The organism is Bifidobacterium ruminantium DSM 6489, assembly GCF_000770925.1.
GTDB lineage: Bacteria > Actinomycetota > Actinomycetes > Actinomycetales > Bifidobacteriaceae > Bifidobacterium > Bifidobacterium ruminantium.
Genome location: NZ_JDTK01000016.1, coordinates 38,678 through 61,243 on the forward strand (window position 1 = coordinate 38,678; position 22,566 = coordinate 61,243).

Sequence of the window (22,566 nt, forward strand, 5' to 3'; positions counted from 1 at the left end):
ATCGCCATCATTCCACCAAACCGACGCCCAGCACCCACTCACCGTCGGTTTCGCAGAACCCGTGCCACCAAACCGACGCCCAGCACCCTCTCACCGTCGGTTTCATCGCCATCATTCCGCAAAACCGACGCCTACAAGCCTCTCACCGTCGGTTTCGCAGAACCCGTGCCACCAAACCGACGCCGCACCTAGAGCCAGACCGCTGAGTGCGATACCCAAAGCGGCCACGCCCGAAAGCACGCGCTTCACAATACTGTTCATATCTACCCTTCCTCCTGTGCAGGAGATTGGCTCTTCTATTCGTGCTGCCTCGGCTGCGGTCGGGAAAGTGGGAGCATCGCGGTTGCTCTCATTGTGCGCAGCGGTAGCGGCAATCGCTTATTTATATATTTATAAATAGCGCTATATTCATTATGCATTCGCTTCGGGTACACATCGTCAACAAATACCCCCCCCCCCCCTTATTTTGAAGCCCCTGTTTCAAACGTTTGACAAGCCGTAAATCAACAAAAATCCCCGTATGTAAAATGACCTAACTATTTGTTGCCGTTGGGCGTGTCGCACACGCTCACATACGTTTCCAGCACGTGTTCCAATCGCCCAAATCCCCCGATGGCTGGATGAATCCACCTCTCCAGCAAACCCCTACCGCCATGCCCTCCATCGGGCGTACCCCGCTCCCCTCTCTCACACGCCAAAATCCCCACCGGCTGGAATAAAACCGCCGCTTAAATCCCACTCACGCGCCAAAATCCCCCAGCTACTGGAATAATTCACCCAATGCGAGGCAACTGGTAACTTTACTTTGCCACTTTTATACTAAACTGGTAAACTAAAACTGCCAGTTATACCAAAATTCCCCTCTTCCGCATCAAGCCACATCAAGCCACATCAGACCAAACGAGGCAATATGAATCGCATCATCGCGGAAACCATCAGCGACTTCTCGCTCGACAACTATCGCCCGATATTGCAACGCGATCTCAGTCTCGGAACCGCCCTCCAACCCCGTATCGGCAATCTCGTCAAAGTAATCACCGGCATGCGCCGCAGCGGCAAAAGCTACCGTATGTTCCAGGAAATGGACGAGCTTATCCGGCAGGGCGTAGGCCCAAATCTCATTTGCTACTTTAATTTCGAAGACAACCGTTTCGCTCCCGTCACCGCCCAAACCGGAGACGAGGTACTCGACACGTTCTACGAATTGCATCCCGAAGCACTGACAGATGGTGCATACCTGTTCTTTGACGAACTGCAGGAAATGCAAGACTGGGGCGCATGGCTGCGACGCATCGTCGACACACGAAAAGCAACCATCTACGTTAGCGGATCATCCTCGAAAATGCTGTCCACGGAAATCGCAACCGAATTCCGCGGCCGCGCCATTGAGTTCGAGCTGCTACCGTACTCTTTCCGCGAAATCGCACAGAATAACGGCATCAACGATATCCATTCCACAACCAAACACATCACGTTGCGCAAATTGTTCTCGGCATATCTCCAACGCGGCGGTTTTCCAGCTGCGCAAGGATTGCCAGAAGAACTTGCAATTCCACTGCTGCAATCATATGCGCAGCAAGTGGTTGCACGCGATATCGTCGAACGGCACAACATCTCCCGTCCGCGCGTCGCAGCGGCTTTCACGCGACGAGTACTCGGCACGAACGGCAAACAACTGTCAATCCGAAAAACCGAAAACATACTACGCTCCATGGGTCTGTCGACCAGCCGCGAGCTACTGGCGGACATGCTCGACTATCTACAGGAAGCGTATTTGATTTTTCAGATACGCGATTTTTCCTTCTCTCTCAGCGACACAACCACGTCTTTGCCGAAGATCTATGCCATCGATCCCGGACTAGCAGCGGCGAACACCAACGCCAGCATCCGAGACGAAGGGCAGCGATTGGAAAATGCCGTGTACTTGGAATTACGTAGACGTACCGTCGGCTCGCGACGTGGCACAATTTCGTCATATCACACCAAAGCGCACGGATACGAAATCGATTTCGTTGTCGGCGACGAGCTTGAAGGACACCCGTACGAACTCTATCAGGTCACCGATTCCATGGATGACGAGCAGACCCGGGCACGCGAATTGCGCGCACTCTGGGAAGCCATGGAGGAATCCGGATTGTGCAATGGCACGATTATCGTCGGTGAAGGCGAGCATGCTTCATATGACAGTCCCGATGGCGCCCATACCGTACGGCAAGTGCCCGCATGGGAATGGATGCTGCAGCGCGATTAACCGCGACGCGCGCCCCGCCCAGCCCGCGCCTCGCGCGTGGCCTTCACCGCCACGAACACCGAACGTACCAGCAGCACGCACAGGTAGCAAGCGAACAGTATTGATCCGACGCGCGGCGTGACCGCACCGGCGGCCCACGTGCCCAGCGGCGCGGTCACGGCCGCCGTCACGCCAATGATGAGCGCGGTTCTCACATGCGCCAACTTGCGTTTGAGATTCGCCGCACTGGTGGTGATCGAATTCGGGAACATGGCCAGCAGCGAGGTGCCGCGCGCGATCAGGTCGGACGCGCCGAACAGCATCGACAGCGCAGGCACGGCGAGCGCCCCGCCGCCGATGCCCAGCAATCCGGCCAGTGTGCCGATCACCACGCCCAGCAGTGCCAGACAGATACCGGTCGTCACGGTCATGACGATGCGCTGACTGCGCGAGGGCACGAATCCCGCCTGGTTGACGACCACAAATACCAGGAACGCCACGAAAATCCATCGCAGCACGAGTTCCGGCAGCCGCGATAGCAGCCAGCTGCCGATTTGCCCGCCCACAAACATGCCGCAGAACAGCAGCAGCGCCGCGATACAGTCGACATGACCGCCGGTGGCGTATGAGATGACGCCGGAGATGGAGGTCGGCACGATTGCCAGCGTGGATGTGGCGGCTGCATTGCGTTGCGACAGCCCCAGCCATACGAGCGCGGGCACGATCACCGTGCCGCCGCCGATGCCGAACATGCCTGACAGCAGTCCGACGATCACGCCGACCGCCACCAGTATCGCGACCGCGCGTGCGCCGCGCGCCTCCCCCAGCTCGGTTCCACTGCTCGTATCGGTCATATCGCGCTCCTTCTCCGCCCGATACTACTCCAGCCCGCCCAACCCCACGCAAACCAGCACCTCACCGCGCCCTTACCGTAGCGCAGACAAATCAGGCACGTAAATCAACGATTCCGGAAGCCGTTCCGGCTTGAGAAACATAGTCATATAAAGCGGGAGATATGTGATCGGCCCGTCCACATCAACATTGCCTTTGCAGAACACGTATGCGTCGCGCAAATGCCAGTCGTCAATCGCAAGCATGTTGTCCAGAGCCTTGTGACGCCGCCAATCGTTGCCGGATTTCACTTCGATCGGCAGCACTGTTTTGCCGTTTTGCACCACGAAATCGACTTCGCCCAAGCGGGTTGAATTGTAGTAGTGCAGGTCGAAGCCATGGGCTCGCAGCTCTTGGGCGACCACATCCTCCATGATCGCTCCCATGTTCACGTCGAGATTGCCCTGCAGCAGATCGTATTGGATATTGCCCATGGATGCTGCGCACAGCAGTCCGACATCGTTGAGGAACAGTTTGAACAGGCTGTGCCTACCGTTGTTTGCCAACGGTGGAACCGGTTCGGTCACGTTGTAGCAAGGCAGCGCAACGCCGGCGTCGGCCAGCCAGAGGAAGCTGCTGGCATACCGGTTTTGGCGAGCGGTTTTCGAGAGGTCGGCAAGTACGAATCTGCGATTTTTGTCATCCAGTTGGGACGGAATCGCATCGAAGATACTGCGGATTTTCGTACGATCCTTCGTTTCGGCATATTTGGCGATGTCGAGCCGATACAGGGCGAGCAGATCGTTTTGCAGGGATACCACTTGCGCGATGTCGTGCGTATCAACGTATCGCTGCACGACATCCGGCATGCCGCCCACCACCAAATAGGTTTGGAACAGTCCCATCATGGCATCGTGCACCGGCGTCGGAACGGGGGTGCGTGTCTCGAAGTGGCTGCGCAGCATGTCCAACGTCTGTTCCTGCACGCCGTTCGCCATGCAGAATTCCTCAAAATCCAACGGGTACATGCGCAGCTGCTCTTCGAATCCAACGGGATACGATGTAATTTGACGGGTTTTAACACCAAGCAGCGAGCCGGTTTCCACATAGTCGAAACGTCCGTCCTCCACAAGGAATTTGATGGCCGTGCGTGCCGCCGGACATTCCTGAATCTCATCGAACAGGATCAAGGTGTTGCCTGGTTCCAAGGGAATACGCAGGTATGCCGTGAGGCTTTCGATGATGCTGTCCGCATCAAGTGCCTCCTCGAATACCGACGCAGCCTTAGGGTCCTCCACAAAGTTCAATTCGGCAAAGCGACGATAGCTATGCCGAGCGAATTCGCGAACGAGCGTGGTTTTGCCGATTTGACGCGCTCCAGTGATCATCAGCGCCTTGTCCGCACCGCGTTTTTTCCAATCCTCAAGATCGCTCCAAGCCTTGCGTTTCAGCATGTTCGCCTCCGTGAAGTAGCTTCCATCGCGGCACGTTGCGCCGTTGCGCTTCAACCGAACCCTGAGCGCACACCGGGCAGCAAGGCAGCGCAACGAAATAGCGCAACGAAACTTGCATTACATAGTATATCAAATACAACGTATTCTGCAACGTAAAAGTGCAACGGAATACTGCAACGAAAATCGGGTTCAAAAACCGTCTCAGTGCAACGAAAATTGATTACGCGCGCATGCCGGACGAGTGACGCGGGCCGCCGGCCGCACCAGTCTTCGCACCTCCTCCAGCAGGGGCATCAGTGGAAACACCAACATCAACCGAACCACCAGAGACACCACCGCCAGAGACAGCGCCAGCCGCACCAACACCGCGCCGACCGCCCACCATCGCGGCACCGGCCACCTGCCCATGCCGGATCAACCACGAACGCCGCCACAGCCCGGCCAGCCACACGAGAGCGCACCCAACAATCAGCACCAGCAGCCCCACAACCGCCGCCGCCACGGCCGTCATTTCGCCCGGCTCGTCGTATTGCGTCTTGTCTGGCACTTTGGGGTTCGGAATTCGGTGCCCTCGCACGAGCAGCCTGTGCGAGTTGACACCGTACGGCGTGCACGTGATCAGCGTCGCGTAATCGGCCCCGGACTCAATATTCAGCTTGCTGATTTCGCTCGGCAGCACCACTGAGATCTGATCCACTTGGTACGTGTAGGTTTCGTCAAGCACGTGGAATGCGAATGTATCGCCCTTGCGAAGCTCGTCGAGGCCAGTCAGCAGTCGTGCGCTCGGCAGTCCGGTGTGCCCGGAGACCACCGCGTGCGTGGTCGCCCCGCCTACGGGCAGCGATGTGCCGGCCAAATGTCCGGCGGCGATCTGCAATACGCCGTCACTTGTGCCGTGATAGACGGGCAGTTTCACTTTGATGCGCGGGATGGTCACGTATCCCATGATGCCGGTGCCGGTCACGTCGAGCGTCTCGTCGTATTCGCGCTTCTGCTCGTCGGTCATGTGCCACCGATCGCCGTTCGCGGCGAGCCGTTCGTTGTATTCGTGCGCCGCTTTCAGCATGGCTTTGCGTTCGGCGCCGGACATGTCTTTGGTTTGTTCCACGTAGCCTGCCACGGCGTATGACTGGTGCATGCGGTTCCACCAGTCGCTGAATGTCGGATACGCGATGAGGCCCAGCGCACCGATCATGGCGATTGCGGAAATGGCAATCATCACATTGAACAGCGCATTCGATTTCTTATGCTTGGCAGCCGGTTTAACCTGCGCACCCGGTTTAACCTGCGCATCCAATTCGACTTGCGCAGCTGGCTTGGCGTCCGATTCATCCGTCACGTTATTTATGCTACGCCCGCTTCCACAAAGCCGTCTTGGCAACGATCAGCAGCACCAAGCCCGCGCCCAAGATGGCCACGGCAATCCAAGCGGCCTGCTGCACGTCGGCGCCGGTGTGCGGCTGGTCCGGCGTGGTGGGTGGCGTGTGCGTGTTGGTGATTTCAGTGGAGTCGCCTTCCACATCGGAGATGGTGGTGTAGCCGTCGGGCACCGCCGCTTCGACCACGGTCCATTCGTGGTCTGCATCGAGATCCGTCCACGTGTGCGTCCACTTGTTGGACTCGTTCAGCTTCACGTTTTCCACGGGCTCGCCGTCGCGCAGGAGCTTCACGGTGATGGATTCGGGGCGCTTGCCGTCGGAATTGTTCCGGTCATTCCAGATTTTGCGCACGGTGCGTTCCACGGTTTTCGGCGGTTGCGCCACACATTCGGTTTTCGGTTCGATACTCAGCACACGCGACCCGCCGGAGACGCCGTCTTCGGGCACTGCGACGAGCATGCTGCCGGAAGAGCACGTCCATGTCTGGTTCTTTCCGGAGGCGTTGGCGACCTTCACGTCAACGCTGTCGGACACGGCCAAGTACAGGCCGTCGGACAGTCCGGTGAAGGTCAGATGCCCGGAGGCGTTGGTGACACCGGTTGCCGTGGCGTCGGGTTGGTTCACTGCGATGAGTCCGGCGAGCGTGTTGGCCATGTCTCGCCACGTCTGCGCGTCCTTGCCGGTCATCTTCGACCAGTCGACGGGGTAGGCGGTGGAGTCGGTGAATGGTGCGACGGGTTCGAAGGTGGCGCCGCCGCTTGCCGGGATCTGTCCGACTTTGTAGAGGTTGAAGCTGGCGTCCGAAATGGCGAAGTTGGTAGAATCGTCGCCAGTTTCGGAATCCGAGCTCTTATGGTGGTACGAAATGGCGATGCTGCCGCTGGCAGAGTCTGTTGTTGGAGCCGCGACGGCATCGCGAGTAGTGAATGCGCAGGCTGCCGCGGCGAATGTGGCAGCGACTGCGCAGCATGCGGCGATGACGCGGCTTGCGATCGTGCGTTCCTTCATTGCCGACCCCTCTTCTGTGGATTGGAAAGTAAGCATGTTTGATTCGCCCCCAACGGCAAACCGGAAAATATATGGAGCCAGGCTGGATACTCAAGAAAATTAGGCAGTGTACAAGGGATTGAGGTGGTCCAGCCCAGCATATGTGGGTTCAGTTATTATTTAATTTTTAGTTTTTAAATTATGTATTGCGATTCCCGTAAGCCGCTGCTGACTTGCGTCAACGCGGCTCACGGGTTTCGCATGGTTACTTCAGATTCTTATGGAATCCGGGGGATCAGGCATTGCGACGACGCAGAGCCATCACCAGGGTCGCGCCAGCAAGCACGAACACGGCGATACCAGCCACGTACAGCAGCACAGTGCCCATGCCACCGGTGGACGGGAGGTTGGAGCCCTTCTTGTTCACGACGCTAGTGGCAACGGTACCAGTGGCGGTGTTACCCTTAGTCTCCACATTCTTGACAGTGATAGTCAGGTCCTTCAGAGCCGGGTTCTCAGCCTTCTCATCATGGGTAGCCTTGATTTCAAGGTAGGTATCGTCTGCCTTGTTGAAGCCGCCCGGCACCTTGGTCTCGACGAGCTTGTACAGGCCGTCGTCCACGCGCGGGAAGGAAGCGACGTACTTGCCATCAGAGTTCTTGACAACCTTGACCTTAGCGACTTCCTTGGTGTAGTCGCCAGAAGCGCCAACCTTCTTGTAGAGGGTGAACTCAGGCAGATCGTTGTCGTTGACAGTAGCGTTGAAGGTCTTGTTGACATCCAGCTGGTAGGTGAAAACGATGACGGTATCTTCCGAAGTCTTACCGGTTTCGCCTTCGCCACCCGCGTTCGGGTTGTTGGAGTATTCCAGCGAGACCTTGTTCGGGTTGCCCTGAGCGCCGATAATGGACTTTTCGTTCAGAGTGGAAGAATATGCAACAGTGAACTTGCCGCCTGCAGTAACAGCAATCGGCTGACCATCCGTACCCTTGACGGTCTTCGCATCATTGATGGTGACGCGGAAGGTTTCACCTTCGTTAAGATCAGTGGTTTCAACAGAGTAGAAATCGGAAGAAACTTCCGTATCGCCGTACTTGACAGTGATGTCATTGTTGAAAGTCAGACCTTCGGACTGGCTATCGTGGAACACCAGCTTGTAGGTCTTATATGCCGCAAAATCAGTGGCGTCGGTCGGCAGAGTGGCGGTCAGCTGGAACGGAACCTTGTCGGTCACATCATAGTCGGCGGAATCCTGCCAACCGGAAGTCTCGCCGGTGGTGTCGTTGGTGTCCTGGACCTTCTTCTCGACAGAAGGCTGATCGGCCTTACGCTCGATTTCCTGGTTGCCAACAACCTTGACGATGAACAGCGTGGCTGCATCATCCTTGCCTGCAGTGGAATCCTTGTCCTTGAACAGGTAGTAGCCCGGTTCAGCAGACAGCGGAGCATCCTTGGAGACGGAACCATACACAGTGGCCAGCTCGGCGAAAGCCTGGATTGCCGTCAGCTTGGCAGTGTCATCCGCATATGTACCAGTAGCAATCTTTTCGGCAGCCTGAGCAGCAGTCAGATCAGCACCGTCAGTGCCGGCCGCATTATTTTCCTTGAAGTCGGAACCAGCAGTGATATTGCTGAGCACTGTTCCATCATCATTCAGATCGCCCTTGAAGATCTGGTATGCATCATAGGTGTGAGTATCAGTCTCGGGGACAGTGATCCAATAATTCGCAGAGGCAGGCTCATTGGCGGTTGCGCTGGCGGCGCCGGCGAAACCGGCGACGGCCATTGCCGCGGTGGCTGCCACAGCGACGAGGCCCTTGAGAACCTTATTCATTGTTCTCCCTTTCTTTCTTGTTTGAAATCTTGAATCTTCAGTTATGTGTGTTCAGTTATTGCCTAGTGGGCATTGGGTCGCTACGCTACGGTCCAGCCCCCTTCCCCTAGACGAGTTCATCATTGCCGCCTCCTGACCTTGAGGGCCATTCCAGCCGCAACAACACCTATCAACGCAGCCACCAAAGCCGCCGCGTAAATCCAATAATCGCCAGCTCCACCGGTCCCCGGCAGAATCACACCCGGCTTGTTCTTGATGGCACCGCCATTGACAGTGAACGTGGTCTGCTCGTTGTAAGCGCTTGTACCTTCAGTATTGAAGTCGGTGTTCGCGTACCAATTGCCAGCGATGTTGCCGCCTTCCAGCGGGCCAATACGGAACTTGTGAGGAGTGTTATCAAGATCGTAGCCATCAGGCGCTTTGGATTCGACGAGTTCGTACTCACCCCAGCCCAAGCCGCTGATCTTGAATTTGCCGGAGTCGCCATTCAAATCAACATATACACCGGTCTGGGTAGAGCACTTAGCAACACCGTTCTGCTCATCCACGCAGTCGGTGACCGTGCCAAGCGTGGTGGCCGGAGTGACATCGGCGTACTTGGCTGCGCCATCAGCCCAAGAGAAGGCCTTCGTCTGCTTGAGGGTCCATTCGGAACCGGAAAGCGGCTCAGAGTTGTTGGTATCCGAAGACACCTTGGTCCAAGTCACGGCACCGGTCTTACGGGTGTTCGCAATCTTGTTGTCAGCATTGTCCGGACCAAACGCCGGATTCCAAGTAGCGGATCCGTTGGCGATGGTGATCGTGTACACCGTTTCGGACACTTCGTAACCGTTCGGGGCGGTCTTCTCCTGCAGATGGTACGTGCCGTCCTCAAGGTCGGAAACCTTGAACTTGCCGGCTGCGGTATCTTCATCTGCCTTGGTGTCGTTAGACTCGTTCGCCACAGCCAGCACGCTGCCCTGTGTGCGCAGCACGGCTGCGACCGCGCGATGTTCACCACTACGAGCAGCAACACCACGGCTGCGGTACGCGGCGGTGGAGGTGACGGCGCAGCCGGAGGGCGCAGTGTCAAGTATCTCAGTTGCAGTGTTCAACGTCACAATGTCGCCTCCGTTGAACGCAAAGCCACTGTTTTCATCGGGACGATAGAAGGATTGCGACGTAGTCCAGCCTGCCTTATCTCTGCGGATTCGGAAACTGGCGCTGGTAGGCATGACCTCGTTAATGGTGTACGACACGTAACCATTGCAGCCACTGGCAACCGTCATCTCTTTTCTGTTCGGCTGATCGCCGTTGTCTGCAGGCCAGTTTCCGTTCGAGGTCTTCCATTCAAGAAACAGCTTCTGACCATTATTCTGGATGAAGTTATCTTGCATCTTGAAGAACACCGTGGTGGTGGTTGCCGGCGGCTTGGTCACGTTCACCCTCAGGGTGACGGTCTTGCCCGTACGAGTTTCCTTCGCCGTGATCGTCACCGGCGAAGAAGTCACCTTATTCGCGGTCAACGTGACGCTGGTGCCGGTGGTGGCGCTCAGCGAGACGTTATCCGCATTGGGGGAAGTGGACCATGTAACAGTGTTGCTTTCAGGAGCCACAGAAGCAATCAGATTAAGGGTCTTGCCCTTCTCAAGACTGATTTCCTGATCATTGGTATAGTCTTTAATCGACACGGAAGTCTCTACGGTCACACCGGAAACATTGACAGTGAACGATGCAGTGACCTTATCATCAGCCGACTTCACGGTAATAGTGGTATTGCCGTTGCCGGTCGGAGTGACGGTACCGTTCTGGTCAACCGACGCGACAGTGGCGTTGTCGGAAGACCAAGTCAGCTTGGCACCAGTGATCACCTGGTTTTGCTGGTCGTACGCAGTTGCGGTAAACGTCTGCGAATTGTTGCCCTCAAACGTAATAGTCGTATCAGATGGGACAACTTCGCCGTTTGCATCCCTAATCGTAATGCTTTTAACCTCTGTGCCGGACTGGTCGTCAGTAATGTCCCAAGACTGCTCAGCAGTATTGCCGTTCATCTTGGAGAGCGTCCACGTTGAACCGGCCAGCAACGTGTTGTTGTCGGTGCCGTCGACCTTCTGCCATGTAATCGAAGAGCCCGTCTTCTTATTGACGATCTTGCCATTGGTCAGCAGCCTGTCTGCTTCTGCAGTGATTTCATTACCGTCGCTATCGAAAACGCTAGCAATGGTACTCACAGCGTCAGTGGTGCTGCCAGTGTTGATCTGGTAAATATTGGTGTTTTGCGCGTAACCTTCGACTGTGCCGGATTCCTTAAGGAAGTAAGTGCCGTTCTTGGCGAGGTTGCCCAGCTGGAACGAACCTTCCGCAGCAGCAGCATCGTTCCAACCGTCATCTGCGATGGTGGCGAGAGCGTTCGTACCGTTTACCGCATCTTCCTTCTTGCCGTACACGGTCCAGCTGGTTCCGCCGAGAGCCTTGTGCTCAGCGGTGTCATCCACCTTGTCCCATGCGATTGCCGCACAAGAAGTAGAATATGAACCGTTCCACGGGAGGTTGTGACGTTCCTGATCCATGTCCAGAGCCGAAGCGGAATGGCTTCGTTCATAGTTTATGAACGGGTAGAACGTACCGTTATTGGTGTTGCCCACCGCATCAGGGTTGTACATGGCGAACGATCCACCGACCCATACGCGGCCGTTGGTGCTCACATGCGATTCAAAGCTACCGTTCGGTACGAGAATGCTACCGAGCATACCCGCAGCCGGGTCATCTTCTGTTTGCATGGGGAACGAGCCGGCCCATACGCCATCGTTCCGTTCCACCATGGAATTCTCTCCTGTACGCGTAGTAGTGCCGCTACCCTGACCACCGCGGATGATTACACTGCTCGCATCCGCGAAGTTCCACATAATCTGCTGAGCACGCTTGGCATAGGCAGCTTCTGTATAGGAACCGCCCAACTCCGCAGTCTGATTATTCATATCGGTCCACCAGAACCGCCAACCATTGTGGAAGTCCACATCCCCACCGGTCACATTAATGACCACGGAAGAGGTGTCCGGAATATTCGAGAAGCTAAAGCTCACGCCGGTATACGACAAGGAATCGTTAAGCATGCTTGCCGGCAGATTGAACACCTGCATGGAAGACGTGCCATTGCCTACAAACTTGATGATCTTCTCATGCACGTTGTTGATGGAGAAGGTATAGCTTCCATCGAACTTCGTGCGGATGAGGTTGCTCTGGTCGTTAGTTGAAGAGGTTGTCGCATCAGCCACGTAGACGCTGCTTGACTGCTGCTTGCTGAGGTCACTCAGATCCTCCGATAACGTCTTGATATAGAAGCCGAACCCAGTGAATGTCTGACCGGTGGAACCAATCTGATCATCGTTCTGATTCCAGTTGACGGTACCTCTTGTATCGCTCGGCACGTAAACGGAGTTGCGATTGTTGTACTTGTTCTTATCGGTATTCTGCGAGCCGTAAGACGCACCGAGAATATCGTTGGACGAACCGCCGTACACGTTGGTTGAAGCGCCAGCAATGTTAGCCGTGTAATTCGGCTCCGAAGTCTTGGTCTGGCCGACCCATCCGGCATTACCCCAAGCCTGCGCACTGCCGACCCAACTGATGTCGTTATCGGAGCTATTACCTCTCACCTCAAGCGTGGAGGAACCTGTTGCCGGACGATACTGACCGCCAAAGCCCACAATGCCGAAACGGAAGCCCTTGTAATCCTGCACATAGCCGTTCTTCGTGCCACTGGTGTAATACGAAGTCCACACGCCTTTGAGTGGGTGCATAAGCAACTTGCCGTTCACCGCGGTCAGGCCTTCGGCTTCGGCAGCGTATGAACCTGACGGGCCACTGACATTGTTCATATTGCCAGATGAGGCTTTCTGGCCTACATACATATCACCGCCAACATATGTGGCGATTCCGGAATCTACAGTTCCGCTACCGGTATCGGTGCCGAGGGAAATGCTGGTAGGCGTGCAGATTGCGCCGCCATTGTGACTTTCGTCAGCTTTGGCATTGTAGGCGGGGAGGAGGGAAGTTACTGCTACGGTGGCCATCATGGCTACCGCTATGGCGGCGGCGGTCAGGGAGCGGGTACGCGAAAGCACGCGACCGGCGGTCGGTCGCGTTCCTGAATAGTGCTGCGGTACGTGTTTGTCGGTACCGTTAAGCCACTTTCTCATCCTGTCTCCTCCTGCAAAGGCCCTCAACCTCTCGAGTCCCTCAAAACTCGAGGGCTGACATCCCTTGCGTAATGTCTGTCACTGCACGCTCTGCGCGTGCATACGTTTCCTTTGCCCCATCGCGGTTCCGGTACCTCATCCGGACCCCACTTATTCATTTGCAATGCTAACCTTTACATTACTGAAAATCAATGAAACACTTCCTCATGTTCACCCTTACAGCAATGAAACACCCCCCCCATCCATTTTTCAGCAAGCACTAATCCTTTGTGCTTATTGGGTTCTCAGTTTTTTTGAGCCTTGCCGAGAATTATTCAAAACTTGCTAAAATTTGCCGCGACCTATGCCCCCGAATGTGCGTAATGAAACAAATGCATGCAAATCTGTTTCATGAAACAGTATCATTGCGATCACGCATCAATCCGGGGAAATGATTTCCCGTAATCGACTCTTATCGTCCCGACCGTGGTTGCAAACCGTATCCGAGACAAGCCATAGTACCCCCGGGAAACCGGCGCCAACCGCCACCCCGTGCTCCCTCCGTTCCAACCTCGCAACCGGAACACGAGTTAAGCCCCCGGATGCACGCATCGGAATCGCCCCGTCTCCCCCGTACTCGAAAAACCTGGAATCACACCCGGGAATCGAGCCCGCCAGGGGCATCAATCCGGTCAACCGGGGCGCCGATCCTACTTCCTGTACACGGAATCGGTGCCACGCAGCACCAACTGCGCGCGCACAATCTCATGCGCGTTCTCAAGCGGCTCACCTTCGATAAGCCTCATGGCCTTTTGTGCGGCCGCGCGACCCATCGCATACGGATCCTGGCGCATGGTGGTCAGGTTCACAGTGTCGGCGTACGGCGAATCGTCGAAGCCGATAATCGAATAGTCACTCGGCGTGTGGTGGCCGTAACGCTCCAAACGCAACACCAGCGGAATCGCCATCATATCCATCTGGCAGCAGATCGCGTCCGGGAACTCGTCCAACGCAAGCAGCGCGGTCAACGCCGAGTCGGCGAAGGTCTTGCCACGCGGCACAGAGACGACGCGCCACTTGAAGTCATGGGAGGCCTCCATCGTCTTGCAGGCGCGGATGAAGCCCTGTCCTCGCGCATCGATGGAGGAATTAATGGAATCGACCGCATCGGAGCACACGTACACGATATTCTTGTGCCCCAGATTGATCAGATGCTGGGCGGCGGTGAACATACCGTCCTCATCGTCGATGGAGATGGTGGCGTCGAAGCCGTTTTGCGTCGGCGTATTGATGCCAATAATCGGTACGTGGATGCGCTTGAGCTGCTGGATTTCCTTCGGCTCCACGCCGAACGATGTCACGAATACTGCGTCCACGTTGCGGCGGACCGGCAGATTCGTGAAGAAGTCGCGGCGATTTTCGGCGGTGTCGACGTGCTGGAACAGCGATACGTCATACCCGGCATTATGCATGACGGATTCGATTCCAGCGAACACTTCCGTATTGAACCAGCTAGTGATCTCTTCATTCATCAGCATCGCCACACGGTACGATTGACCCGATTTCAACGATGTCGCGGAACGTGAGATGTTGAAATCCAGCTTGTCCGCGGTCTCCAGAACCTTGCGACGGGTGCGGTCGGAAACCAGTTCCGGACGCGTGAACGCTCGCGAAACCGTGGAAATCGACACACCTGCGGCTTTGGCAACCTCACGAATGCCTGCTTTGTCCATCTCCATCCCCTTTGCGGCCTCAGCACCGGAATCACAAACGTTTCCAGCATTGGAAATATTCGTTTGAGCGGCGATGCTCTCTCAATCTGTTTCCATCATACTGCGAACGTTGTCAAAAATCACGCTAGTTTTGCACAAAATGCGCAAATAATCAGAATAATCGGATACAGAGCGTAGAAAACCCACTTCGTCCAGGAATGCTTATAGCCCAGACGGCCATTGTCGTAATGCACGAACGCGACGCCCACGCCAGGAGTGATCATCATCACCGCGCCGAACAGGCCGGCGGTGAACATCATCGAGTTCTCATACTGCCGCATAAGCTTGAAAATCAGCGCAAAACCAAGGGTTACGGCACCGATGCTCATCATGTGCTGACGCAGTCCCACGCGCAGCAGCAGGTCCCACAGCAGGCCGACCACCACCAGAAGAACCGAGAAAACCACCTTCATGGCCTTCTGATAGTGCTCACCCACCCATTCGAGCGCCGTAAGCACCACAAATGCAACAAACAAGCCGAAAACCGGGTTCTGAGAGCCCAGATCGAAGGTCTTTCCGGATGTGGCGAGGTCATACGGCACCTCGCACACCACGGCGAGTGCAAACAACTGCAAACCATATGCAACACGGCTATGCGTTTTCAGAAAACCCTGCACGAGAAGCCACGCATAGATCGGGATCGCAAACCAGGAAGCCACCTCGCTGAGCACCATCGCGGTCAGCGACGTCATGTTGTTCGTGTCGGAGCCGAAGAACAGCGGGACGATGGTGGTGGAACCGGCGGACAGCAGCAGCGCCACCGCGCCGATGACCTTGAGCTGGAACACCGTCAAACCACTGCGCTTCTTCCTGCCGCGTCGCGCGGCGCCGAATCCAATCTGATCGGTCGAATCGGTTCCAGTGCCCTGATCGGCATAGCCTTCCATACGTCCTCCTATTTCATATGCGCGTTCTTACCCACGCATTTTTATTGCGCGCATCTTACTTGCGCGTTGTTGTTTGCGCGTCCTTACCCCACACGCGGTTCACGCGTCCAGCACGAATTTCAGCAGCCCGTCGTAATCCGCGCCGTTGAAAGAACATACAGCATGCTCCGACACCTGCGGGTCGTCCGCCGGCGAAATCTCCGTGCGGAAATACGCTGCGTCGAGGCCGGCGGAATTGGCGCCGATGATGTCGTTGCGCTCGTCGTTGCCGACCATGAGCGCGTGCTTGGCGGTGACGAACTCGCGGTCGAGCGCCAGCATGTACAGGTCGCGCGCGGGCTTGCGAATCTTCTCCTCGCTGGAGATGATCACGTCGTCCAGCACGCTCGACAGGCCCGTCATCTCCAATTCCGGACGCGTGTAGCAGGCCTGCGCATTGCTCAGCAGCACCACGACCACGCCGGCATCCTGCAGCTTCTTGATCATGTCCAACACGCCCGGATACAAGCGAATCATGCTGGTGCTGCCCTGGCGGAACGCCCACGCGGCCTTCAACGCGGCCTGCGGCAACGCCAGCTTTTTTTCCGACTCCTCGTCGCGGTGCATCAGCAGCGAGCGGTAGACCGGCAGTATGTCGAACTCGTCCCAACCATTGCGAACGATTGCACGATCCGCCTGATGAACCATCTCACGCGTTTCAAGCTTGTCGAAACGGTCACGCATCTCCTCGACCGAACCATAGTCCGCGCCCAATTCGCGGACGCAATCGTACAACGCCTGCCAGGCGGCGTCGCTCTGCTCGTCGGTGCGGATGTCGATCAACGTGCCGTAAAGGTCGAAAAACACCACTTCGTACCGCGGATTCGGCTGCGAATTCTGCGCTTCGGTTCCCATCGTATTATCGTGTCCTTTCTGGTCACCCGGCCCCATTGCCGTACGGTTACGGCGACCGCAGCTTCGCGGCCGCCGTTTGCTGTAACTCTACTGTTGAGGGTATTCCCTGTAACGAGAGTATTACTGTAGCCGCCAGATTGCAAACGTATGCGACGGAATGATCAGATAATCGCCGTCGCCCGTGTTCACGTTGCCTTCCATAGACCCCCTGGACGAACTGTAGCCGCACCAGAAGCGCGGGGTTCCGGAAATCTGGTCCACACCCGTGGAACCCACGTCGATCACGCCGACATGCTTACCCGGATTGACGGCCACCAGATAATCGCCGACACGGTATACCAGCTCGTCGCCCTCCGTGTTGACGATCTCGCGTTCGCCGTCGAACCACCGCGAATCGGACTTGCGCAACGCGATCAGCTTCGCGTAGTACCCGACCAGATCGCGCATGCGCCACGCACGATGCCAATCCAGCCAGTTCAGCTCTTTGGCGGAATCGTACGAGTCGGAGCTGCCGAACTTGGTGCGGGCGAACTCCTCGCCGGACAGCATGAACGGAATGCCAGCGGAGGTGAGCGTGATGCCCGCGGCCAGCTTGTTGGCGTTCGTCACGTCCTGCAACGCGGCCGCCACACGCGGATCGAGGGAAGCCAGGTTCTCGTCCGAGAAATCGGCGTCGTACATGACCTTCGGCACGTCCACGGAATTCTCTTGATCGCCTTCGGATACCGCGCTGCCCAGCGATTTGACCGCGAGACTCGCGCACAGCTTGTCCCACAGCGTCAGGTCGTCATGCGCGGAGACGTATTGGATGATCTGCCCCGGCTTGCCTTCCGGATGCTTGCCGTTGCGCCACGCATCCACGGCCTCGCGCACGGCCGGCGCGTTCTCGTGCATGCCGCCGTTCACGTAGCCCGGCCGGTCGGAATAGAACACGTGGCCCTTGATGGTGTCACGCGTGGTGTCGCAGAAATGGCCGATGCGATCGTCAAGCTTCGACAGGCCGCCCTTGTCAGCCAGCAGCGTGTCGGCAGGCAGCGGCGAGGTGGCTCCGGCGGACCACGGCTCGCCGTACATGAGGATGTCGCATCCACGTCCGGGAATCTCGTCCAGCGCGGCGCGCACGGCGTTCATGGTGTCTACGTCGATAAGGCCCATCAGGTCGAAGCGGAAGCCGTCCAAGTGGTATTCGCGCGCCCAGAACGTCACCGATTCCACAATGAAACGGCGGAACATCTTGCGTTCGGTGGCCATGTCGCAACCGCAGCCGGAGCCGTTGGCGAACGCCCCGTTCGGTTTGCGACGCAGGAAATATTCCGGTACGGCGCGCTCGAACCAGTTGTCAGTGGAGAACATGTGGTTGTAGACCACGTCCATGATCACCTTGATGCCGGCCTTATGCAGCGCCTGCACCATCTGCTTGACCTCGCGGATGCGCGTGGAGCCGTCGAACGGATTGGTGGAGTACGAACCTTCCGGCACATTGTAGTTGACCGGGTCGTAGCCCCAGTTATAGCGATTGCAGGCGGCTTCGTCCACGGAACCGAAGTCGTAGATCGGCATCAGCTGCACCGCGGTCACACCGAGCTTCTTCAGATAATCGATGCCCGTCGGGAAATCGGGATGGCCTTCCAGCGTAGTGCCATCGTCCGTGAAAGCAATATATTTTCCGCGGTGCGATTCGGGGAAGCCGCCGGTCGGGTCGTTGCTGAAATCGCCCACGTGCGTTTCCCAGACCACGGTCTGCGCAAGCGGAACGTCGGGCGTGCGGTCGTTTCCCCAGCCGTCCGGATTAGTGCGATCGAAATCGACGACCATGCTGCGGCGACCGTTCACTCCGGCACCGTACGCCCACGGGTCGGCGATGCGGTCGACGGAACCGCAATCGCGTTCGATCAAAAAGTCGTAATACACGCCGTGCATGTTGTCGGCGAAATCATACGTCCAGGAACCATCGGATTCCGAACGCATCGGGTACTGTCCGATCAGAGCGTCGCCGTCTTCCCCCGTAGAGCCGCGCATGAACAGTCGCAGTGTCACCTTCTGTGCGGAAGGCGCCCAGAGAGCAAACTGGGTGCCGGTTTCAGTAACCACGGCACCCAGCGGCCGTTCCAGACACAGCGGGAACGGTTCGGCGACGCTCGTATTCGGCTGTGCGAAGCTGTCTACGAGCGTCATATCCTTTGCCTTTCTTTAGCCCTTCACGGAGCCAGCCATGGACTCCTGGTAGAAGCGCTGCATCACAATGAACAGGATGGCGATCGGAACGGAGATCACGACCGCGGCCGCGGCGAAGCGGGCAAACCAGTTCTGGATATATTCCTTCTGCAGCATGAGCCACAGGCCCAATGCCACGGTGTAGTTGGATTGCGTACGGCAGATCACCTTGGCCATGACAAAGTCGAGCCACGGGGTCAGGAAGCCGATGATGGCCTGGTAGACGATCATGGGCTTGCAGATCGGGATGATGATCTTATGGAACACCTGGAAACGGGTGCAACCGTCGAGCAGGGCGGCTTCGTCCAGCGAGGTCGGAATGGTGTCCATATAGCCCTTCATCACGTAGAAGCCAGCGCCGGAACCGGCGGAGTACACGAGAATCAACGCCACGGTAGTCATGGTGCCGCTTGACAGGCCCAAGGCCTTCAAGATGAAGTAGATGGCGGTGACGGCCATGATACCCGGGAACATGCCAAGAATCAGCACAACGTTCATGAAAGTCTTGCGCACACGGAAACGCATACGGCTCATGCAGTATGCCACGGAGAGCACGAAGACCAGAGAAATCGCACAGGTGAAGCAGGCGATGATGAACGTGGTGCCGAACATCTTCGGGAAGTCCAACACGTTGCGGTCGGTGAACAGCACCCTATAGTTGTCCAGAGTCCACTCCTTCGGGAAGAAGGAGCTGGTGTACGGGGCGGTGTTCTTATTGAACGACTCCGCGAACACCCATACGATTGGGACGAGCCAGATGACGGCCAGAATGGCCAGGAACAAGTGGGCGAACACGTCGCCGGTGATACGGCGGATCTTCTGGTCGTGCAGAAGGCCGTGGCTTTCCACTTTGGTTGCGGAATGCTTGTTGCTCATCGGAATGCCTCCTCATTCTTATAGGAGCCGGAATTGCGGTAGGTGATCAGCGAAACGATGGCCAACACGACGAAGGTCATGATGCCGATCACGGCACCGAGATTGTAATCCTGCTTGTCCACGGTCAGCTTGTACAGCCAGGTGATAAGCAAATCAGTGGAGCCTGCGGAATCGCCCAATGGCGTAGGATCGCCGCCGGACAGCAGGTAAATGACGTTGAAGTTGTTCACATTGCCCGTGAAGGTGGTAATCAGGTACGGGGTGAGCACGAAGATGATGTACGGCATGGTGATCTTCGTGAAGATCTGCCACCAGTTGGCACCGTCGATCTTCGCCGCCTCATACTGATCGGCCGGAATGTTCTGCAGAATACCAGTGATCTGCATGATGGTGTACGGAATACCGACCCACAGGTTGATGACGATTACGGTGACACGGGCCCAAGTGGCGTTGGTGAAGAACGGCAGCGGACTATCGATCCAACCCCACGTCTGCAGCATGCGGTTCACTGCGCCCTGCGGCTGGAGCATGGTGTGCATGACCAGCAGAGACACGAACTGCGGCACGGCGATGGACATGGAGAAGCATGCGCGCCAGAAACCCTTGAAGTGGGTGGTCTTGCGGTTGATGATCATGGCCACGAACATGCCGAGGAAGAAGTTCAGGAAAGTGGCGAAGAAAGCCCAGACCAAGGTCCACACCAGCACGCGTCCGAACAGTGCAGCGTTAACAGTTCCGCCGTCGTTGGAGAAAACCTTGGCGAAGTTCTCAAAGCCGACCCAGTGGAACAGCACGAGGTGATTGTGGTCATAGCTGGTGAATGCCATTGAAATCATGAAGATCAACGGCAGCACGGTGAACACGGCGATACCCAGCGTGGGCAGGAACATCAGCAGAACGTGCGCCTTGGCATCGAGCAGCTCGCGGACATCGTCCATGAAGCTCGGAGCCTTGCCGTTCTCCTCGAGCAGCACCTGGGACTTGTATGCAGAGCGCACGGACATGACCCACAGGCCGATGAAGGCAGCGGTGATAACCAGAGTGGCGACACCGTACAACAGGATGACCACGGAACGGTCAGGTTCGGTGTAGACCCAGAAGCCGTCGACCAGCTTCTTGCCGCCTGCATTGGTGCCCAAGGTCGGCAACTTGGAAAGATAGTCCACGCCATTGATTGCCATGAACACGAAGTATGCGATTTCCAGCGCCAGCATGGCAATGCCCTTGACATACTGCTTGCGCACGATATTGCCAAGACCAAACACCACTGCGGAAAGCTTAGTGAACAGGTCACCACGCCGGAACGCCGCCCTTACCGTGTAAGGCGACGGAGAAACATAATCAGCACCCTGCTTCCGAAGGCGCTTCATCTCCCGTGGGGAAAGAGTTGTTGCTGTCATTTCGACTGCCCTCTCATATGGATATTGAAAGATAAAAAAAACTTTGCTCCCGGACAAGGGGAAGGAGAATTTAAAAACCTTGCCCGGGAATGCAAAGCTCGGAGGAGGAGTGAGCCACTATGCAAAGTGGAGAGAGACACCGCGACTCGAAGCGCCTCTCAAAGCTGCAGGATGGCTGGGGGATTTGGCAGTGCCAACCACCCTGCATTCTTCAGTTATTGGATTTTTAGAATTACTGATTTCACTCAGCGATCTTGCCACCGGCCTGCTTGACCCAATCCTGGTACTTGGCGGCAGCGTTGTCCTTGGTGATTTCCTTGTTGACCAGAGCCTTGCCGAAGGTTTCGGCCGGAGTCCACCAATCGTTCATGCCGGACAGACCGGACTGCAGGAGAGCAGTGTTGGCCATGGTGTCGGCCTGGGCCTTGGCTGCGATGTCGTCGGTGGTCAGATCAGACAGGGACTTGTCGGTCGGCGGGATGGCGCGCATCTCGTAGTGCAGCTTCTGAGCTTCGGTGGAGCCGAGGTAAGCTGCGAACTGAGCGGCGGCCTTCGGGTTCTTGGCGTTCGGGTTGTAAGCAGCGGCCTTGGTGGCGGCGAAGGACTTCATCTGCTTCTTCTGGCCGTTCACGGTGAAGGTCGGCAGAGAGGTGGCGGCGTAGTTGTCACCCAGGGCCTCCTTCACGTCCTTAGCGGACCAGGTACCGGAGAACAGCACGTCGGCGGAGCCGTCCTTGATTGCGGCCAGGCCGGAAGCGCCATCATCGTTGGAGAAGTTCGGGTTGGCGACCACATCGGCCAGGTAAGAGGTAATGTCCGCGCCGTCCTTCGGGAAGACCATGCCGGCTTTCTCCTCAGTGCCCTTCTCGCCGAACAGGGTCAGGCCATCGAAGAAGCCGCCCACATACCAGGAGTTGGACATCGGGAAGGTGACCTTGGCCTTGGCGAGCATGGCGTCGAAGTCCTTGGCCTCGTCCTCGGTGATCTTGGACTTGTTGTAGTACATGAACCAGGTGTTGTCGGTGTACGGCACGCCGTAGAGCTTGCCATCGGTGCCGGTGACGGAGTCGACCTCAAGGTCGCCGTTCTGTTCCTTCACCTGCTTCTCAGCGTCGGTGCCCAGCTGGCCAATGGCCTTGGCGTCCATTAGAACACCCAACTGATCGGAAGCGAACATATAGACATCGGCTGCCGCGGACGGATCAGTGCTGACCTGCTTGGAAGCATCGCCTTCAGAGACCACGTCATTCTTCCACGTGATATTGTATTCCGGATGCGCCTTGGCGAAGTTCTCTTCGACCTTGCCCAGCCAGTTGGTGTTCTTGGCCTGGTCTTCCTGCGGAGCCCAGACGCTCAGGGTGATGTTCTGGGTGCCGGAGGCCTTCTTATCGCTTCCACCATTGTCGGAGCCGCCGCACGCAGCGAGCGGAACCAGCATGGCAACAGCAGCAGTAAGTCCGATTGCCTTCTTCCAATCGATCTTCATTGATCTTCCTTTCCTCACATATCCTTGTGCTCTGCAACATCTCCGGTTGGATGGTATGGACCAAAACCCTGCATACGTTCACATCATCGTTTCTCGGATGATTGCCGACCGCATTTGGGCTACCGAAAATGCATCAGTGCTTGTTAGTGTAGCACGTTTCTGCCA

At 56.8% G+C, this 22,566-nt stretch carries 15 protein-coding genes; 1 reads left to right on the forward strand and 14 read right to left on the reverse strand.

From position 1 onward, the window contains the following. Window positions 1–111: 111 nt before the first annotated feature. The gene (locus OU26_RS10215) at window positions 112–261 is read right to left on the reverse strand and encodes a hypothetical protein (protein WP_155809206.1); all 150 of its coding nucleotides are present in this window, start codon (window positions 259–261) and stop codon (window positions 112–114) included. Between the two features lie 649 nt (window positions 262–910). Here OU26_RS10215 and OU26_RS06820 point away from each other — a divergent pair. Next, window positions 911–2,251 (forward strand): ATP-binding protein, encoded by a 1,341-nt coding sequence (locus OU26_RS06820; protein WP_026647139.1) that lies wholly within the window; start codon window positions 911–913, stop codon window positions 2,249–2,251. Here the strand turns inward: OU26_RS06820 and OU26_RS06825 are convergent. The 13 genes from OU26_RS06825 to OU26_RS06885 form a co-directional block, all read right to left on the reverse strand. Beyond that, window positions 2,248–3,084 (reverse strand): sulfite exporter TauE/SafE family protein, encoded by an 837-nt coding sequence (locus OU26_RS06825; protein ID WP_026647138.1) that lies wholly within the window; start codon window positions 3,082–3,084, stop codon window positions 2,248–2,250. The two genes, OU26_RS06820 and OU26_RS06825, sit on opposite strands and share 4 nt — an antisense overlap. 72 nt (window positions 3,085–3,156) lie before the next feature. Next, the gene (locus OU26_RS06830; RefSeq protein WP_026647137.1) at window positions 3,157–4,515 is read right to left on the reverse strand and encodes an ATP-binding protein; all 1,359 of its coding nucleotides are present in this window, start codon (window positions 4,513–4,515) and stop codon (window positions 3,157–3,159) included. 220 nt (window positions 4,516–4,735) lie between these two features. Next, window positions 4,736–5,854, reverse strand: a complete 1,119-nt coding sequence (locus OU26_RS06835; RefSeq protein ID WP_280641649.1) for a class C sortase — start codon at window positions 5,852–5,854, stop codon at window positions 4,736–4,738. Window positions 5,855–5,864: 10 nt separating this feature from the next. Continuing rightward, window positions 5,865–6,902: a Cna B-type domain-containing protein gene (locus tag OU26_RS06840; RefSeq protein WP_237743798.1), complete on the reverse strand. Its 1,038-nt coding sequence runs from the start codon at window positions 6,900–6,902 to the stop codon at window positions 5,865–5,867. A 274-nt stretch (window positions 6,903–7,176) separates the two neighbouring features. Further along, window positions 7,177–8,715, reverse strand: coding sequence for an isopeptide-forming domain-containing fimbrial protein (locus OU26_RS06845; protein ID WP_026647135.1), 1,539 nt, complete (start codon window positions 8,713–8,715; stop codon window positions 7,177–7,179). 119 nt (window positions 8,716–8,834) lie between these two features. Then, the gene (locus tag OU26_RS06850; protein ID WP_026647134.1) at window positions 8,835–12,893 is read right to left on the reverse strand and encodes a SpaA isopeptide-forming pilin-related protein; all 4,059 of its coding nucleotides are present in this window, start codon (window positions 12,891–12,893) and stop codon (window positions 8,835–8,837) included. 689 nt (window positions 12,894–13,582) lie between these two features. After that, window positions 13,583–14,605, reverse strand: coding sequence for a LacI family DNA-binding transcriptional regulator (locus OU26_RS06855; protein ID WP_026647133.1), 1,023 nt, complete (start codon window positions 14,603–14,605; stop codon window positions 13,583–13,585). 119 nt (window positions 14,606–14,724) lie between these two features. Next, a complete protein-coding gene (locus tag OU26_RS06860) occupies window positions 14,725–15,531 on the reverse strand; it encodes a TraX family protein (RefSeq protein WP_026647132.1) in 807 nt (268 codons plus the stop codon). 99 nt (window positions 15,532–15,630) lie between these two features. After that, a complete protein-coding gene (locus tag OU26_RS06865; protein ID WP_026647131.1) occupies window positions 15,631–16,425 on the reverse strand; it encodes an HAD family hydrolase in 795 nt (264 codons plus the stop codon). A gap of 120 nt (window positions 16,426–16,545) precedes the next feature. Then, window positions 16,546–18,600 (reverse strand): alpha-amylase family glycosyl hydrolase, encoded by a 2,055-nt coding sequence (locus tag OU26_RS06870; RefSeq protein WP_026647130.1) that lies wholly within the window; start codon window positions 18,598–18,600, stop codon window positions 16,546–16,548. A 15-nt stretch (window positions 18,601–18,615) separates the two neighbouring features. After that, window positions 18,616–19,515, reverse strand: coding sequence for a sugar ABC transporter permease (locus OU26_RS06875; RefSeq protein WP_026647129.1), 900 nt, complete (start codon window positions 19,513–19,515; stop codon window positions 18,616–18,618). Continuing rightward, window positions 19,512–20,885 carry a carbohydrate ABC transporter permease gene (locus tag OU26_RS06880; RefSeq protein WP_081815683.1) on the reverse strand — a complete coding sequence of 458 codons (1,374 nt, stop codon included), beginning with the start codon at window positions 20,883–20,885 and terminating at the stop codon, window positions 19,512–19,514. The genes OU26_RS06875 and OU26_RS06880 overlap by 4 nt, the downstream gene beginning before the upstream one ends. Before the next feature lie 271 nt (window positions 20,886–21,156). After that, complete coding sequence (locus OU26_RS06885; RefSeq protein WP_026647127.1) at window positions 21,157–22,401, reverse strand: extracellular solute-binding protein; 1,245 nt, start codon at window positions 22,399–22,401, stop codon at window positions 21,157–21,159. Between the last annotated feature and the right edge of the window lie 165 nt (window positions 22,402–22,566).

What these genes read in the sequence shown, in the direction of transcription:
- OU26_RS06850 (WP_026647134.1), bottom strand. Translation starts at nt 12,893, where the DNA reads ATGAGAAAGTGGCTTAACGGTACCGACAAACACGTACCGCAGCACTAT.
- OU26_RS06885 (WP_026647127.1), bottom strand. Translation starts at nt 22,401, where the DNA reads ATGAAGATCGATTGGAAGAAGGCAATCGGACTTACTGCTGCTGTTGCC.
- OU26_RS06875 (WP_026647129.1), bottom strand. Translation starts at nt 19,515, where the DNA reads ATGAGCAACAAGCATTCCGCAACCAAAGTGGAAAGCCACGGCCTTCTG.
- OU26_RS06845 (WP_026647135.1), bottom strand. Translation starts at nt 8,715, where the DNA reads ATGAATAAGGTTCTCAAGGGCCTCGTCGCTGTGGCAGCCACCGCGGCA.
- OU26_RS06830 (WP_026647137.1), bottom strand. Translation starts at nt 4,515, where the DNA reads ATGCTGAAACGCAAGGCTTGGAGCGATCTTGAGGATTGGAAAAAACGC.
- OU26_RS06880 (WP_081815683.1), bottom strand. Translation starts at nt 20,885, where the DNA reads ATGAAGCGCCTTCGGAAGCAGGGTGCTGATTATGTTTCTCCGTCGCCT.
- OU26_RS06840 (WP_237743798.1), bottom strand. Translation starts at nt 6,902, where the DNA reads ATGAAGGAACGCACGATCGCAAGCCGCGTCATCGCCGCATGCTGCGCA.
- OU26_RS06860 (WP_026647132.1), bottom strand. Translation starts at nt 15,531, where the DNA reads ATGGAAGGCTATGCCGATCAGGGCACTGGAACCGATTCGACCGATCAG.
- OU26_RS06870 (WP_026647130.1), bottom strand. Translation starts at nt 18,600, where the DNA reads ATGACGCTCGTAGACAGCTTCGCACAGCCGAATACGAGCGTCGCCGAA.
- OU26_RS06825 (WP_026647138.1), bottom strand. Translation starts at nt 3,084, where the DNA reads ATGACCGATACGAGCAGTGGAACCGAGCTGGGGGAGGCGCGCGGCGCA.
- OU26_RS06820 (WP_026647139.1), top strand. Translation starts at nt 911, where the DNA reads ATGAATCGCATCATCGCGGAAACCATCAGCGACTTCTCGCTCGACAAC.
- OU26_RS06855 (WP_026647133.1), bottom strand. Translation starts at nt 14,605, where the DNA reads ATGGACAAAGCAGGCATTCGTGAGGTTGCCAAAGCCGCAGGTGTGTCG.
- OU26_RS10215 (WP_155809206.1), bottom strand. Translation starts at nt 261, where the DNA reads ATGAACAGTATTGTGAAGCGCGTGCTTTCGGGCGTGGCCGCTTTGGGT.
- OU26_RS06865 (WP_026647131.1), bottom strand. Translation starts at nt 16,425, where the DNA reads ATGGGAACCGAAGCGCAGAATTCGCAGCCGAATCCGCGGTACGAAGTG.